The 15,786-nt window shown below is 62.5% G+C and carries 16 protein-coding genes; 6 read left to right on the top strand and 10 right to left on the bottom strand.

What is annotated here, in order from left to right; genetic code table 11:
• Positions 1-3: 3 nt before the first annotated feature.
• The 4 genes from VCK47_RS16895 to VCK47_RS16880 all read right to left on the bottom strand — a co-directional run bounded on the left by VCK47_RS16895 (position 4) and on the right by VCK47_RS16880 (position 4,337).
• Positions 4-615 carry an inner membrane-spanning protein YciB gene (locus VCK47_RS16895; protein ID WP_322891326.1) on the bottom strand — a complete coding sequence of 204 codons (612 nt, stop codon included), beginning with the start codon at positions 613-615 and terminating at the stop codon, positions 4-6.
• Positions 616-626: 11 nt separating this feature from the next.
• Positions 627-1,538, bottom strand: a complete 912-nt coding sequence (locus VCK47_RS16890) for a DMT family transporter (RefSeq protein WP_322891327.1) — start codon at positions 1,536-1,538, stop codon at positions 627-629.
• A 6-nt stretch (positions 1,539-1,544) separates the two neighbouring features.
• On the bottom strand, positions 1,545-2,516 hold the full coding sequence (ftsY, locus tag VCK47_RS16885) for a signal recognition particle-docking protein FtsY (RefSeq protein WP_322891328.1): 972 nt from the start codon (positions 2,514-2,516) through the stop codon (positions 1,545-1,547).
• 135 nt (positions 2,517-2,651) lie between these two features.
• A complete protein-coding gene (locus VCK47_RS16880) occupies positions 2,652-4,337 on the bottom strand; it encodes an NAD(P)H-dependent oxidoreductase subunit E (RefSeq protein WP_322891329.1) in 1,686 nt (561 codons plus the stop codon).
• Positions 4,338-4,476: 139 nt separating this feature from the next.
• Between VCK47_RS16880 and VCK47_RS16875 the strand changes: the two genes are divergently transcribed.
• Positions 4,477-5,490, top strand: coding sequence for an alkane 1-monooxygenase (locus VCK47_RS16875; protein ID WP_322891330.1), 1,014 nt, complete (start codon positions 4,477-4,479; stop codon positions 5,488-5,490).
• Positions 5,483-5,866: a hypothetical protein gene (locus tag VCK47_RS16870; protein ID WP_322891331.1), complete on the top strand. Its 384-nt coding sequence runs from the start codon at positions 5,483-5,485 to the stop codon at positions 5,864-5,866. The genes VCK47_RS16875 and VCK47_RS16870 overlap by 8 nt, the downstream gene beginning before the upstream one ends.
• Here the strand turns inward: VCK47_RS16870 and xseA are convergent.
• A complete protein-coding gene (xseA, locus tag VCK47_RS16865) occupies positions 5,855-7,342 on the bottom strand; it encodes an exodeoxyribonuclease VII large subunit (RefSeq protein WP_322891332.1) in 1,488 nt (495 codons plus the stop codon). The two genes, VCK47_RS16870 and xseA, sit on opposite strands and share 12 nt — an antisense overlap.
• A 127-nt stretch (positions 7,343-7,469) precedes the next feature.
• Here xseA and purD point away from each other — a divergent pair, with 127 nt between their 5' ends.
• Together purD and VCK47_RS16855 are read left to right on the top strand one after the other, a co-directional pair.
• Entirely contained in the window at positions 7,470-8,732 is a 1,263-nt protein-coding gene (gene purD / locus VCK47_RS16860; RefSeq protein WP_322891333.1) for a phosphoribosylamine--glycine ligase, read from the top strand.
• Between the two features lie 233 nt (positions 8,733-8,965).
• Positions 8,966-9,394, top strand: coding sequence for a DUF6331 family protein (locus VCK47_RS16855; protein WP_322891334.1), 429 nt, complete (start codon positions 8,966-8,968; stop codon positions 9,392-9,394).
• A 234-nt stretch (positions 9,395-9,628) separates the two neighbouring features.
• Here the strand turns inward: VCK47_RS16855 and VCK47_RS16850 are convergent, their stop codons facing one another.
• The 5 genes from VCK47_RS16850 to VCK47_RS16830 all read right to left on the bottom strand — a co-directional run bounded on the left by VCK47_RS16850 (position 9,629) and on the right by VCK47_RS16830 (position 14,463).
• Complete coding sequence (locus VCK47_RS16850) at positions 9,629-10,135, bottom strand: CarD family transcriptional regulator (RefSeq protein ID WP_322891335.1); 507 nt, start codon at positions 10,133-10,135, stop codon at positions 9,629-9,631.
• A 192-nt stretch (positions 10,136-10,327) separates the two neighbouring features.
• Positions 10,328-10,663 (bottom strand): ferredoxin FdxA, encoded by a 336-nt coding sequence (gene fdxA / locus VCK47_RS16845; RefSeq protein WP_322891336.1) that lies wholly within the window; start codon positions 10,661-10,663, stop codon positions 10,328-10,330.
• 47 nt (positions 10,664-10,710) lie between these two features.
• Positions 10,711-11,100 carry an RNA-binding S4 domain-containing protein gene (locus VCK47_RS16840; RefSeq protein WP_322891337.1) on the bottom strand — a complete coding sequence of 130 codons (390 nt, stop codon included), beginning with the start codon at positions 11,098-11,100 and terminating at the stop codon, positions 10,711-10,713.
• Entirely contained in the window at positions 11,097-13,859 is a 2,763-nt protein-coding gene (locus tag VCK47_RS16835; protein WP_322891338.1) for a helicase-related protein, read from the bottom strand. The genes VCK47_RS16840 and VCK47_RS16835 overlap by 4 nt, the downstream gene beginning before the upstream one ends.
• 25 nt (positions 13,860-13,884) lie before the next feature.
• Entirely contained in the window at positions 13,885-14,463 is a 579-nt protein-coding gene (locus VCK47_RS16830) for a tetratricopeptide repeat protein (RefSeq protein ID WP_322891339.1), read from the bottom strand.
• Between the two features lie 56 nt (positions 14,464-14,519).
• Here VCK47_RS16830 and VCK47_RS16825 point away from each other — a divergent pair, with 56 nt between their 5' ends.
• Both VCK47_RS16825 and VCK47_RS16820 read left to right on the top strand, forming a co-directional pair.
• Positions 14,520-14,810 carry an SCP2 sterol-binding domain-containing protein gene (locus VCK47_RS16825; protein WP_322891340.1) on the top strand — a complete coding sequence of 97 codons (291 nt, stop codon included), beginning with the start codon at positions 14,520-14,522 and terminating at the stop codon, positions 14,808-14,810.
• A complete protein-coding gene (locus VCK47_RS16820; protein WP_322891341.1) occupies positions 14,810-15,748 on the top strand; it encodes an alpha/beta hydrolase in 939 nt (312 codons plus the stop codon). The genes VCK47_RS16825 and VCK47_RS16820 overlap by 1 nt, the downstream gene beginning before the upstream one ends.
• The last annotated feature ends 38 nt before the right edge of the window (positions 15,749-15,786 follow it).

Genomic DNA, 15,786 nt, shown 5'->3' with positions numbered 1-15,786 from the left:
CGGTCATTCCCCTGAACGGGCGGGATCCTCGATCAGGTATTTCTGCAAGGCCATGATCTGGAACCACAGAAACACGAACAGCACGACCGGAAAGGCGAATGTTTCCAGCTTGACCCATGTCTCGGTGGATTGGGTGCGCCAGATGATCTCGTTGGCGATGGCCAGCACGGTAAAGATGAAAGCCAGCCTGCGCGTGAAGATCATCCAGCCCTCGCGGCGCATCGGCAGGAACTCCTCCATCACATATTGCAGATAGCTCTGCCCACGCAAAAGCCCGATCCCCAAAAGCCCCGCCATCGCACCATAGACGATGGTGGTTTTCATCTTGAAGAACCGCTCGTCATTGAACCAGGCGGTCAGACCGCCGAAGAAAATGACCATGAAAGCGGTGAAAATCTGCATCCGGCTCAGCTTGCCGGTCAACGCCCAAAGGATGCCCATGGCGACCAACAGGATCGGCACGAATACCAGCGCCGCGATGATAAAGCCCGTGTAGTCCGTGCCGGCAATCGTATAGGTTTCGTCCTTGATCCGCAGGTAAATCAGGAAAAACGCCAATGTCGGCCCCAGTTCCAGAACCTGTTTCAACACCGGATTGATCTGTCTTGCGGCCATCGTGATCTCCTTCAGCCCCCCATTTCCACGATCACCGCGCCCAAGGCAACCAGTGTCATCAGAAACAGGCGGCGTGGGCCTACTTTTTCGCGCAGGATGAACCAGCCGATCAATGCGGCAAAAACGGTCGATGTCTCGCGCAGCACCGCGGCCTCGCCAACCTTGCCGACCATGGTGGCGACCATGACGCCCCCGAAACTGACCCAAGCCACCAGCGCGCCGATCGCCCCGCGCCACATCAGCGGGGCCAGCACGGGCGGTGCCGCCATCCGACGATAGCGGCGCAGGGCCAACAGCGGGAAATCAAGTGCGGTCACAAAGAAGAACCACGCCAGAAAGGTGAAAGGATCGGGGGCCTGCCGGATGCCGAACGCATCATAGGTCGTATAGATCGCCACCAGTAACCCGCCCGCCACGGCCCAGGCCAACCCCGCCCGCAGCGCGCCCGGGTCCAGCTTTTCCTCGCTCAGATTGCGCAAAGCCAACAGTAGGATGCCCCCCGACAAACAGGCGACGCCCACCCATTGCACCCCCGTGAACCGCTCACCGAAAAAGACCGAAGCCGCGATCACAGTGACCAGCGGCCCCGTGCCGCGCACCACCGGATAGACCACGGTGAACGCCGCCTTTTCATAGGCCCGCGCCATCGCGACCTTATAGGCGAAATGGATGCCGACCGCGCCGACAAGGATCAGCGCTGTGGCGGCATTGGGCCAAGGCACGACAAACAGCGCCACAGGGGCCGAAAACACCACCAGCCAGAAATCGATCGCCCCGCGCGTCAGCCACGGGTCATGCCGGCCCTTCTGCAAGGCCCCGAACACCGCATGCGCCAGCGCTGACACCAGCGCAAAGATCGTGGCAAGCCGCGCGCCCTCGGGCGTGCCGGCGACGGCGATCAGATAGGCGGCAAGCGTGTCCAACGCGGCCTAAAGGTCCAGACCGACAAGGGCCGCGGCGAATTCCTCGGGGTCGAAGGGTGCCAGATCGTCGATCTGTTCACCTACGCCGATGGCATGGATCGGCAGGCCGAACCTGTCGGCCAGCGACACCAGCACGCCGCCTTTGGCCGTGCCATCCAACTTTGTCATCACCAGCCCCGACACCGCCGCCAGTTCCTGAAACACCTTGACCTGCTGCAGCGCGTTCTGCCCGGTCGTCGCATCCAGCACCAACAGCACGTTATGCGGCGCATCGGGGTCTTTCTTGCGGATGACGCGCACGATCTTGGACAGCTCTTCCATCAAATCAGCACGGTTTTGCAGCCGCCCGGCGGTGTCAATCATCAAAAGATCAGCCCCATCCGCCTGCGCCTTGGTCATCGCATCATAGGCAAGGCTTGCAGGGTCGGACCCTTCGGGTGCCGTCAGCACGGGCACGCCCGCGCGTTGCCCCCAGACCTGCAACTGTTCGACCGCCGCAGCGCGGAACGTATCACCCGCCGCGATCACCACGTTCTTGCCCGCCGCGCGGAACTGGCTGGCAAGCTTGCCGATGGTTGTCGTCTTGCCCGATCCGTTCACGCCCACGACCAGCACGACCTGCGGCGTCTTGGCATAGATTGGCAAAGGCCGTGCCACGGGTTCCATGATCCGCACCACCTCGGCCATCAGCAGGCGCTTGACCTCCTCGACCGACACACGCTTGCCCAGATGCCCTTCGGCGATATTGGCGGTGACGCGCTGTGCTGTCTCGACCCCCATATCGGCCGCGATCAGCAAATCCTCCAGCTCTTCGAGCATGGCATCGTCAAGGCTGCGGCGCTGGACATCCGTCTCCGCAAACAGCCGCCCGATCAGCCCGGGTTTCGGCGCAGGTTCTGCGACAATCGCATCGAGACCTGCGTCGATCTTGGCCGAGGATTTGAACATCCTCTCTTTGAGCTTGCTGAAGAACGCCATCGGAACAGCCTTTCATGACTTCTGGGGAAAGACCTAGCCACTCCGCCCGGAATTGAAAAGACCACGCGCCCCCATCGTCCGAGCATAAATATCCCCGCGCGGAGCGCCGCAACTGCGGCGCAGCCGCAGGCAGCCTTAGATTTCGTCCGCGAAATGGCGCATCACCAGCCGGATCGGGTTGGGTGCCGCTTGCCCCAGCCCGCAGATCGAGGCATCCGCCATCGCGGTGCACAGATCGCCCAGCAAGGCGCGGTCCCATTCCGGGGCCTGCATCAGCTGCACCGCTTTCTGGCAACCGACACGACAGGGCGTGCATTGCCCGCAGCTTTCATCCTCGAAAAACCGCAGCATGTTCAGCGCGGCATCACGCGCACGGTCCTGCTGCGACAGCACAACAACGGCGGCCGATCCGATGAATGTGTCATGCGGCTGCAAGGTGTCGAAATCGAGCGGGATGTCCGCCATCGTCGCGGGCAACAGCCCCGAGGACGGACCACCCGGCTGATAGGCCTTGAACACATGGCCATCCGCCATGCCGCCCGCCGCTGCGATGATATCGGTGATCGTCGATCCTGCTGGCAGGACATACATGCCCGGCTTTGCCACGCGCCCTGACACCGAATAGGACCGCAGCCCCTTGCGCCCGTTCTTTTCCACCCCGCTCAGGATTTCCGGCCCTTCGCGGCAGATCCGCGCCACCCAAAGCAGGGTTTCCACGTTATGCACCAGCGTCGGGCGGTCGAAGATGCCGACCTCGGCCACAAAAGGCGGGCGGTGGCGGGGGATGCCGCGCTTGCCTTCGATGCTTTCGATCATCGCGGATTCCTCGCCGCAGATATAGGCCCCCGCGCCACGCCGCAGGTCGATATAGCCGGGGGCGACAATCCCCGCCTCTTCCAGTGCGGCGATCTCGCGGCGCAGGATCTCCAGCACAGCGGGATATTCGTCGCGCATGTAGATGAAACAGGTCTCGGCCGCGACAGCCCAAGCGGCGATCAGCATGCCTTCCAGAAACACATGCGGCGTGCGTTCCAGATAATAGCGATCCTTGAACGTGCCGGGCTCGCCTTCATCCCCGTTCACGGCCAGATAGCGCGGGCCCAAATGGGCGCGCACAAAGCCCCACTTCTTGCCCGACGGAAAGCCCGCACCGCCCAATCCGCGCAGGCCCGAGGCCAGCACCAACTCCTGCACCGCCTGCCAGTCACCTTCCGCGCGCAAGCGTTCCAGCACAGCATAGCCGCCATCGGCGCGATAGGACGCCAAGGTCTGGTAATCGGGCAGATGCGCATGGGTGTCGCCCGCCGCAATTGCCGCCTGCACCTTGTCAGGTGTCGCATGGTCGATATGGTTGTGGCCGATTTCCAGCACGGGTGCCGTATCGCAACGCCCCATGCAAGGCGCGCGCAGCACGCGCACCTGCGCGGGGTCAAGCCCATCCTCCAGTGCCGCTTTCAGCGCCTGCGCGCCCGCCAATTCGCAGGACAGGCTGTCGCAGACGCGGATCGTCAGGGCTGGGGGCGGTGTCTCGCCTTCCTTGACCACGTCGAAATGGGCGTAAAAGGTCGCGACCTCGTAGACCTCGGCCTGTGACAGGCGCATCTCCTCGGCCAGCGCGCGCAGATGGGCGGCGGACAGATGGCCGTATTCATCCTGAATGAGATGCAGAAACTCGATCAGCAGGTCGCGGCGGCGCGGGCGCTCCCCCAACAGCGCGCGGACCTCTGCCCAAGCGGTATCGTCCAGCTGGCGGCCCTTTGTGGTGTGCCGCCCCTTGCCTTTGCCGGATTTCCAGATGCCGTCTTGGTTGTCCTTGGCCATGCCCGTATCCCCCGATTTTGGCGCAGCATAGCCCGCGCTACCCACGTGAACCACGCAAAAGCGACGCCCCAGAGACCAAAGCGCGCAGCATTGCAGTTTCGCTTAAGCTGGCGGGAAACAGATGATAAGGATCGGAAACATGACCCGCCAGACCGCCCTTTTCGCCTTTGCCGCCCTGCTGCCTGCGGGGGTGATCGCGCTGGCGGCCTTGCAAGGCGGGCTGTGGCCGCTTGCGGCGCTTCTTGTGCTGACGGTTGTGACAGCGCTGGCCGACAGGCTCTTGCCAGAGGACAGGGCCAGCGCCGACGCGACAGGCACGGCGCTGTCAGTCCTTCTTGCGCTGGTGCATCTGGCCTTGCTACCGCTTGTCGTTGTCGCATTGGCGGGTGATCTGCTGGACCGCGGTGAAAAGATCGCGCTGTTCTTTGCCGCAGGGCTTTATTTCGGACAGGTCAGCAATGCCAATGCCCATGAGCTGATCCACCGGCCCCAACGCGTGCTGCACCGGCTGGGGATGTGGGTCTATATCTCGCTGCTGTTCGGGCATCATACATCGGCGCATGTGCTGGTGCATCACCGCCATGTCGCCACACGCCGCGACCCCAATACATCGCGTAAGGGTGAAGGGTTCTACCGCTACATGATCCGCGCGTGGCTGGGGTCCTTCAAAGGCGGCTATGCGGCCGAGAAAGCACGGCTGGCGCGCATCGGGCGACCAACGTGGCGCAATCCCTATTTGGTCTATATGGGCGGTGGCGCGGTTTTCATCGCTCTGGCCTATCTGCTGGGAGGCACCAAGGGCCTGCTGCTTTACCTCGCGCTGGCGGGCCATGCGCAGACGCAGCTGCTGTTGTCTGATTACGTCCAGCACTATGGCCTGCTGCGCAAGACGGGACCGGCAGGCAAACCCGAACCCGTGGCGGCGCGGCACAGCTGGAACGCCCCGCACCGCTATTCATCCGCGATGTTGCTGAACGCCACGCGCCATTCGGACCATCACGCCCACCCTGCCCGCGCGTATCCTGCCCTTGACCTGCCTGCCGATGCGCCGATACTGCCACGGCCTTTGCCGCTGATGGCCAGCATCGCATTGGTGCCGCCCTTGTGGCGGCGGATCATGGACCCTTTGGCCGACAGGTGGCGCGATGCGTAGTTTTCTTTTGCTTTTGCTGCTGGCGACCCCCGCCGCTGCACTGGACACGATGACAGGCGAAGAATTCGACGCCCATGTCACGGGCCGCACGATCACCTTTCGCACCGACACCAATCCGTTGTTCGGGGTCGAGGCCTATCTGCCCGGCCGCCGCGTCATGTGGTCCACATTCGAAGGCACCTGCATGTACGGCGTCTGGTATGAAAGCAAAGGCGATATCTGTTTTCGCTACGACAACGACCCCGAACCCAAATGCTGGGCCATTTATGCCGAGCCGGACGGGATCAGGGCGGTCTTTACCAATGTCCCCTTCGGCACGGTGATCTATGAAACCGATGCGGATGAACCGCTGATCTGCAACGATCTATCCTCCTGATCGCACCGTGATCCGGCCGTCCGCGAACTGGATTTCAAGGGTTCCAGCCTTTGCCGCAGCGCCCGTATCGGTAATCAAGGCCCCGTCGCCGCGCACCACAGCATAGCCGCGCTTGAGCGTTTCCATATAGCCGAGCGTTTCGCGCAACCGGTCCAGTGTCGCCAAGCGTGCCGACCGTTCCGCCTGTTGCCGCGTCGCGCGGTCCGACAGGCGGCGCAAGACGGTGCCGAGCCTTTCGCCCTGCCGGTCCAACCGCGTTTGCAGCAGATCGCCCCGCAGCCCGCGCCCTGCCCGTTCCAGCGCCACGCCCGCATCACGGGTCCGGCGTTGCAAGGCGGGGGCGAGGCGGTCGGACAAGGCGGCAAGCCGCCTGCGATCCTCGGCCAGCCGGCGTTGCAGGATCGCAGGCCGCAGGGCAGCATCGCTAAGTTGCAGCCGCTTTTGCGCCGCCGCCTGCCGCAAGGCCGCAGGCAGGCGATCAGACAGGTAATCCAGCCGTTGGCGCGGACCATCGACCAACGTATCCACCTGCGGCAAGGCACGCGCCAGATCGCGCAGGCGCTGGCGGCGGGTCTGCACGCCGTTGGACAAAGCGCGCACCAGCCGCGCGCCTTGCTGGTCCACAAAAGCGAGAAGTTCGATCCGCACCGGCACCGCCAGTTCCGCCGCCGCTGTCGGCGTGGGTGCGCGCATGTCGGCGGCAAAATCGATCAAGGTGGTGTCGGTTTCATGCCCCACGGCGGAAATCAGCGGAATGTCGGACGCCGCCGCAGCCCGCACGACGATTTCCTCGTTGAAACCCCAGAGATCCTCCAGCGACCCACCGCCGCGCGCCACGATGATTAGATCGGGCCGCGGCAAGGCACCGCCCGGTGTCAGGCGGTTGAACCCGTCGATGGCGGCGGCGACTTCGGCCGCGCATTTCTGCCCCTGAACGGCGACCGGCCAGACCAGCACCTTGCGCGGGAAACGGTCGCGCAGGCGGTGCAGGATATCGCGGATCACCGCCCCCGATGGCGATGTCACAACGCCGATGATTTCAGGCAGATAGGGCAGCGGTTTCTTGCGGGCCATATCGAACAACCCCTCGCCCGCCAGCTGCGCGCGCCGCTTTTCCAGCATCGCCATCAGCGCACCGGCCCCTGCGGGCACGATATCCTCGATGATCATCTGGTATTTCGACTGGCCCGGAAAAGTCGTCAGCTTGCCGGTGGCGATGACCTCCATCCCTTCCTCGGGGCGGTGGGTCAATGCTGTGGCGCGGCCTTTCCAGATGATGCCGGACAGCACCGACCGGTCGTCTTTCAAATCCAGATAGATATGGCCAGAGGACGGGCGCGAAATCCGGCCCAGTTCGCCGCGCACGCGGATGTGGGAAAACCCGCCTTCGATGGTCTTTTTGACAGCCCCTGAAATCTCGGACACGGAAAATTCGGGTGTGTTGTCGGCAGGGCCGTCTTCGAACAAATCCATCATCGGGGTGATCCTTGCGCAGTTTGGGCCGCACCCTAAGGCGCTGTTGCCCAAAGGCCAAGCCCGGCCTTGTGATTTGCGCCATCCGTGACTAAGACCGCCCCAAGTTTTCAACGGCGGAGAGACGGCCATGAACATCCTCATTCTGGGCAGCGGCGGGCGCGAACACAGCCTCGCCTGGGCGATCAAGCAGAACCCCAAATGCGACCGGCTGATCGTGGCACCGGGCAATGCGGGGATCGCGCAGATCGCGGATTGCGCCGATCTCAATATCCTTGACGGCGATGCGGTCGCCAATTTCGTCGAGGAAAATACCGTCGATTTCGTGATCATCGGCCCCGAAGGCCCGCTGGCCGCCGGTGTCGCGGACCGGCTGCGCCGCACGGGCACGCTGGTGTTCGGCCCGTCGCAGGCGGCGGCGCAGCTGGAGGCGTCGAAATCCTTTACCAAGGCGATCTGCGATGCGGCAGGTGCACCCACCGCCGCCTATGCCCGCTTTACCGAGGCCGACCCGGCCCGCGCCTATGTGCTGGCGCAAGGCGCGCCCATCGTCATCAAGGCCGACGGTCTGGCGGCCGGCAAAGGCGTCGTCGTCGCCATGACGCTGGACGAGGCGCTGGCCGCCGTCGATCACATGTTCGACGGCAGTTTCGGCCCCGCCGGCACCGCTGTCGTGATCGAGGAATTCATGGACGGCGAAGAGGCGTCGTTCTTCGTGCTCTGCGACGGCACGACGATCCTGCCCGTGGGGTCCGCGCAGGACCACAAACGCGCCTTTGATGGTGACCAAGGGCCGAACACAGGAGGCATGGGCGCCTATTCGCCCGCCCCCGTGATGACCGATGAGGTCACGCAAAAGGCGCTGCGCGAGATCGTGCAGCCCACGATGGATGAAATGGCGCGCCGTGGCACACCGTTTCAGGGCGTCCTATTTTGCGGTCTGATGATCCAGAACGGCCAGCCGCGTCTGGTGGAATACAACGTGCGTTTCGGAGATCCCGAATGTCAGGTGCTGATGATGCGACTGGGCGGGCAGATTCTTGATTTGCTGCAAGCCTGCGCCGAGGAACGCCTGCACGAGGTCAGCGTGAACTGGGCCGATGACCATGCGCTGACCATCGTGATGGCGGCCAACGGCTATCCGGGCGATTACGGCAAGGGCAGCGTGATCGGCGGGCTGGACCTGCTGCCCGAGGACAGTTTCCACATGGTGTTCCATGCAGGCACCAAGCGCGCGGACGGCCAGTATCAGGCGCATGGCGGGCGCGTACTGAACGTCACCGCGCGCGGTGCGTCCCTGGCCGAGGCGCATGAACAGGCCTATGCGATGGCGCAAGGCATCGACTGGCCGGGCGGATTCTACCGGTCGGACATCGGCTGGCGGGCGTTGTGAAGCAGGTTCGGGTTGGTGTTTGACTTGATTTCAAAACCGACCCTGCCGCGTGACGGCCAGGTGGCTGTTTTGAGCATCGTGTCAAGAAATGACCAGAATTGAGCGGCATCGCTTCGCGCAAATCGCAGCGAACGGCTGGAATGAGCCCAAACTACTGAATTTCTGCGGTGCAATAGTCGAAGGTCGCGTGGCATACTCAGCTAACAATTGGAACTTAATTCGGCTGGAATCGTATGAACCGTATCCCTCGGCTACCTGCTTCGCACCAGCAGATGCATATTGAAGCGCTGGCCAGATACTGCGCGACAATTTGTGAGATCGAATGCTGTGGGTTGGATGCCTGCGACTTTTCTCCAGTACACATCGCTTCGTATTGCCTGAGCATTGACCCCCGCTATCCATCACGTGTTGCGCTGGAGATCATCGAACAAGCCAAGACATTGAAATCAAATTATGGATCAAATGGTGCAAGTGCGCGCGGCACTACGATCAACGAAATAAACGAGCGCATGACGGGCCGGAGAGTGGAAGTCTTCGCCGAAGCGCTAGAGCGACAGACGGAATTGGCGCAAGCTTTTCTCGTCGCCGAGCAATCGGATAATCGTGATCCCGTTTTCGTTTGGAAAAATGGCCGGGATTCCGACGCCCTGAACGAAGATTAAATGTTTTGGAGTGCGGCGAAAGTCGGCTTCGTCCCGCTCACCTGACCTACCTGCACCCTGTGCCGATGGTCCGCTGTGGGTCAGAAATGCTTGGCAGTTAGACTGAACTGGGAGGACGACCGGCGCGGTCCAAATACGCATCCCTTCTAATGCGTCAACGCCACGCACCGCGCGGAAAGCGCCATAAAAAAAGCCGCGCTCTCTGGCGCGGCTTTTTCCTTATTTCACGGACGCTTAAGCAGCCCGCCCCACCAGCACAGACCCGATCTGTGCCGCTGCCGCGTTCTCGTCATCACCAGCCACGGCGGCGAATTCGCGGGTCAGGCGTTCCAGGGCCGCTTCATACAGCTGACGCTCGGAATAGCTTTGCTCGCGCTGGTCGTCCTGACGGTGCAGGTCGCGCACGACTTCGGCGATGGCGATCAGGTCGCCGGAATTGATCTTTTGCTCGTATTCCTGCGCACGGCGCGACCACATGGCCTTTTTGACCTTGGCCTTGCCCTTGAGCGTTTTGAGCGCATGGTTCACCACATCGGGCGTGGCCAGCGCGCGCATGCCCACATCGGATGCCTTGTGCGTCGGCACGCGCAGGGTCATCTTGTCCTTCTCGAAGGCGATCACGAACATCTCAAGCTCGAAGCCCGCGACTTCCTGCGTTTCGACAGAGACGATCTTGCCCACGCCATGCGCCGGATAGACGACAAACTGGTCGGGGCTGAATTCGCTTTTCTTCTTGGTCATGATTGTCCTTTCATGGCAATCCGGCACGTCAGGCGACAAAAAACCGTCGGTAACAAGGGTCACCGGCGGGTTAGGTACGTTTGGGCAGGATCAAATCGTTCGCGTCATTGACAGAATCATACCACAAAAACGCGCCCTTCGGAAGCGTCCCGTCAAAGGGCGCAGCAATCCTTTGGGATCAAAGGGTTAGCGTCAACCGCCTTCGCCGGGAGATTCGGAAAATAGGCGCATCTTGTCGGGCTGGCCATCCATCTCGGCGGCACCGGGCAGCGGGTCTTTCTTGGTGATGATGACCGGCCACATTTCCGAATATTTGCGGTTGAACTCGACCCATTTTTCCATGTCGGGTTCGGTATCGGGGCGGATCGCGTCGGCGGGGCATTCGGGTTCGCACACGCCGCAGTCGATGCATTCGTCGGGGTGGATTACCAGCATGTTCTCGCCCTCGTAGAAACAATCCACCGGACACACCTCGACGCAGTCGGTGTATTTGCAGGCGATACAATTGTCGTTGACGATATAGGTCATGGGATCATCCGTAATTCTTCGCAGGCTTGCTAAATCGGATCGCGCGGTCATTCAAGCGTGAAAGGGTCATCCATCCCGCGCTGCGTCATCATATCCCTGCGGTCCTTCTTGGTGGGTCGCCCCTTGCGGTCGCTGCCGGGGTTCTGGGGTGCAGGTACCGTGACGGGCGTCAGATCCTCGTAAAGCGCCTGCGCCTCGGGTGCCGGACCACGGCGTGTGCCGCAATCAAGGATGCGGATCACCCGCGTGACATCGGCCTGCACGAAGGTCAGCACATCCCCCGCCCCCACGGCGCGGGCGGGTTTGCTGACAGGCACACCACCGACCCGCACCTTGCCCCCGGTCACAACCCCGGCGGCGATGCTGCGCGATTTGAAGAACCGCGCATGCCACAGCCATTTATCCAGCCGGATCGTGACACGCGCGGCGTCGGTCAATCTTTCTTGAACCCGGCCAGAGCGGCAGCGAACGGATTGTCGGGATCGATAGGCTTTTCGTATTTGGGCTTTGCCTGAAACCGTTCAGGTTTATGCGCAGGTGCCTGCGGTTTGCCTTTGGGTTTGCCCTTGGGCTTGGCATTCCCGCGCGGCCGGTCGTTGGCGCGCGCGTTCTCGGGCCGCGCCGCACGGGCGGGGCGTCCGCCCCATGTGAAGGTATAGAACACCTCCATCTCGGGTGCGTCCGGCGTTTCGACAGGTGCGTCGGCAGGCATTTCCTGCGGCGTATCAGCCGGCACTTCGGCGGGCGCGTCAGCAGGTTGATCGGGGGTTTCGACCGGAATTTCGGTCGGCGGATCACCTGCCACATCGGCGCGCGGTGCCTTGACCTTCACGCGTTCAGCCTTTTCCGCCTTGTAGCCTAGCCCCGCCATCAGATCGGCGAACTGGTCCAGCGTCATGCCGGTGATCGACAGCATGTCGGGGTTTGCCTCGAAACCGCCACGGCTGTCCTTGTCGCGCAGCATATCGGCCAGACGTTCCAGCATATCGATGCGGATCGCACGGTCGCCAGCAGCGCGGTAGCCCGCCATCGCGTAATAGCCTGGCACGGCATCTTTTGCGGTAGGCACCGTCACCAGACCGGGGGGCGGGCTTTGGGGAAATTCCGACAGATCACGGGCCAGCGACCACAGCACAAGGCGCAGCCGCGTGGGTGCCGGTTTCAACAGCAAGGGCTGGAAAATCGTGAACTGGCCAAAGCGCACACCATGCTTGCGCAGGGCGCTGCGCGCTTCCTGATCCAGCGCCTTCACCTCGTCGGCGATATCGCCGCGCGGGATAATGCCGAAATGTTCCGCCATCCGGTAGGCAAAGCCCTTGGCGGCCCCTGTCAGCGTCTCGTCATTCTTGAGCGCCAGCAAAGGTTCGAACCCTGCCGCGATCTTGCGGTCGATGAAATGCTGCAACCGGCGCTGCACCTTGGCCGTCACATCGGGGCCCGCCTCGTCATCGACGAAAACCGCGACACCGGGTTTCAGCGGGTCGGACCCTGCCACCAGCTTGCCCACGGCCTGATCGCCCCACATGAGGCCACCCTGTTCGGTGAAATCAATCTCGGTATCGGGCGCGTTATAAAAACGGTCCGCGCGCAGATGCAGATGCGGCGCAATCGCCTGCTGGGACGCCTGCCGCAAGGTTTTCGCCTCGTCGGGGCTGCCCGCCTTGTCCATACGGAAACGGAACCCTTCCAGACGACCGACGAATTCGCCCTCGACGGTCACTTCACCTTTTTCATTCACCTCGGCCAACAGGCTCTCCTTTTGTTTGAGCCGGCGAAGCAGGATGCTGGTCCGCCGGTCCACAAATCTTTGCGTCAACGCGCCATGCAGCGCATCTGATAAACGGTCTTCTACAGCGCGGGTTTCATCGCGCCAATGGGAATCGTCAAGCAGCCAGCCCTTGCGTTGCGCCACATAGGTCCATGTGCGGATATACGCGAGCCGCTTGGACAGAGTATCAATGTCCCCGTCGGTGCGGTCAATCCGGCGCACCTGCAAGGCGAACCAATTGGCCGAGACATGCCCAAGCTGGTGCAGATCGTTGTAGATCTGCGTCAGCAATCCGGCATGTTCACCCGCCGAAATACCGCGGAAATCGGGAATGCGGCAGACATCCCACAGCAGTTTCACCGATGGCCCGTCCGTCGCGCGCGCCGCAACCTCGGCATCCAACGCCAGCGCTTTCAACGCCGCCAGATCGTCGCTTTCGCGCACGCGCGTCAGCCAGGGGTTGTCGGTGCGATCCTCGAGCGATCCGACCAGCCGCTTGATCGAGCCGAACTGTAACCGGCTGTTGCGCCATTGCAATTTCGCCACAGGCCGGAACTGGTGGTTGCAGATCGCCTCGGCCACGGCATCGTCCAAGGGCGGGGCCTCGCCCGTCACGCCAAAGGTGCCGTTCTCGATATGCCGCCCCGCGCGGCCCGCGATCTGCGCCAACTCCTGCGGTTCCAGATGCCGCATCCGGCGGCCGTCGTATTTGGTCAGTGAAGAAAAGGCGACATGGCTGATATCAAGGTTCAGCCCCATGCCGATCGCATCGGTGGCCACCAGAAAATCGACATCGCCGTTCTGGTACATTTCCACCTGCGCATTGCGGGTGCGGGGCGACAGCGCGCCCATGACAACAGCCGCCCCGCCCTTGGTGCGGCGCAACAATTCGGCAATGGCATAGACGTTATCGACCGAGAACCCGACGATGGCCGACCGAGCGGGCATCCGGCTGATCTTTTTCGAACCCGTATAGGTCAGTTCCGACATCCGGTCGCGGACCATGAACTGCACGCCGGGCACAAGGGCTGCAATCGCGCCGCGCATGGTTTCGGCCCCCAGAAACAGGGTTTCATGCAGGCCGCGCGCATGCAGCAGCCGGTCGGTGAACACATGCCCGCGTTCGGGATCGGCGCAAAGCTGGATTTCATCGACGGCCAGAAAATCGCAGCCCATGCCGTCGGGCATCGCCTCGACCGTGCAGACCCAAAAGGCCGCACGCGGCGGAACGATCCGTTCCTCGCCGGTGACCAGCGCCACAACCCCCGGCCCCTTGATCGCGACGATGCGGTCATAGACCTCGCGCGCCAGCAGACGCAGCGGCAGGCCGATCACGCCGGTGCGGTACGACAGCATCCGCTGGATGGCATAGTGGGTCTTGCCGGTATTGGTCGGCCCAAGAACGGCCGTGATCCGGGAACCTTGCATTTTCGTCCCCGTCAGGGCCGGGCGGTCAGATCGCCTGGCCTTCTAGCTGTTGTTGCAGGCGCAGGCGTTCTGCTTGCGCCTCTGCGGAAAAGGGCACGATCTCAAGGATCATGCCGTAAAGTGCAAGCGCCGCTGCGGGCCTGCCGGTTTCTTCCATCATCACCGCCAGTCCGCGCATCGCCTCGAAATGGCGCGGATTGCGGGTCAGCACCTCTTCAAGGTCGGCCATGGCGGGGCCGATTTCATCCAGCAGATAAAAGGACGTGGCGCGCAGGTAATAGCCTTCGGCGAAATCGGGGGCATGATCGACCAGCGCCGAAAAATGATCAAGTGCGGCATCGGGTTCACCGTCATCCAGCGCATCCTGCCCGCGCCGCAACAGCAGGTCGATAGAGGCCGACCCGCTCTTGCCCCACTCCGCGATGATCTGCTGTTCGATCCGCAAGGACCCCGCTTCATCGGTTTGTGACAATTCCGCGAAAAGCTGGTCGAGCCTGTCGGTTTGTGCGACCACAGGCAGCGAAACACCAAAGCCCAGCACAAGTGCCGCAACGATACATTTGAAGCGAAAGACATCAGCTACCATACCTGCAATGTAGCGCATCACGCGACAGACACCAGAGCCTGCCTGCCGCAAATCATCACGAGAGGATCAAAATCATGAGCGATGTAGTCAACGAAGCCGTCACCCAGCTGAACGCCAAAATGGGCGGCAACGGATTCGACGGCACGGCCAAATTCGTCATCGAAGACGAAGGCACCATCATCATCGACCAAAGCGGCGCACGCGCAGCCGATGACGACGCCGATGTCACGCTGACCGCCACGGCGGATGTGTTCAAGGCGATTCTCGATGACGAGCTGAACCCCACGACCGCCTTCATGACCGGCAAGCTCAGCGTTGACGGCGATATGGGCATGGCGATGAAACTGACCAGCGTGCTTGGCTGATGTCACCCGCGGCCCCGTTTTTCGATGATGTCGCAAACGGCCCGGCAAACGGGGCTGCGCATTGGCTGACCACCAGCGACAACCGGCGCATCCGCGCCGGTCACTGGCCCGTGGAGGGCGCCAAAGGCACCGTGCTGATCTTTCCCGGTCGCACCGAATATATCGAAAAATACGGCATCACAGCACAGGCGCTAACGGCATCCGGCTATGCCGCGCTCGCCGTGGACTGGCGCGGACAAGGGCTGGCGGACCGGCTGATCGCTGATCCGAACCTCGGCCATGTTGGCGATTTCGCAGATTACCATCGCGATGTTGCGGCCTTGCTGGCCCATGCCACGGCCCTTGGCCTGCCGCGCCCCTATTTCCTGATCGCCCATTCCATGGGGGGCTGCATCGGCCTGCGGGCGCTGACCGACGGCCTCGATGTGAAAGCGGTGATGTTTTCAGCGCCGATGTGGGGCATCCAGATGCCGCGCGCGACACGCTCGTTTGCTTGGAGCCTCTCGACCCTCAGCCTGCCGCTCAAATTCGACGAAAAGGTCGTGCCCGGCCAATCCGCCACAAGCTATCCGCTGCAGCAGCCCTTTGCCGGCAACATGCTGACCAACGATCCTGAAATCTACGCCGCCCTGCGCGGCCAGATCGAAGCGCATCCCGCACTGGGCCTTGGCGGGCCGACTCTGCGCTGGCTGAACAGGTCCTTGCAGGAAATGCGCGACCTGTCCCGCCTGCCGTCGCCCACCACGCCCTGCATCACCTTTCTGGGCAACAACGAGTCCATCGTCGATCCCGCTGCCATCCGCACCCGCATGGCTCGCTGGCCGGGCGGCGTGCTGCACGAGATCAAAGGCGGGTTGCACGAAATGCTGATGGACCAACCCGAAATGCGCGACAGCGTCACCGCCAAAACCATCGCCCATTTCGACGCGCATCCCTAACAGCTGCGTCCACATCTTCTTTTTTCCAAAAATACTCC

It is taken from the genome of Yoonia sp. 72 (assembly GCF_034652275.1).
Lineage (GTDB): Bacteria > Pseudomonadota > Alphaproteobacteria > Rhodobacterales > Rhodobacteraceae > Yoonia.
The sequence above is the reverse complement of the archived record's forward strand: the minus strand, read 5'-3'. Positions and strand labels throughout refer to the sequence as shown.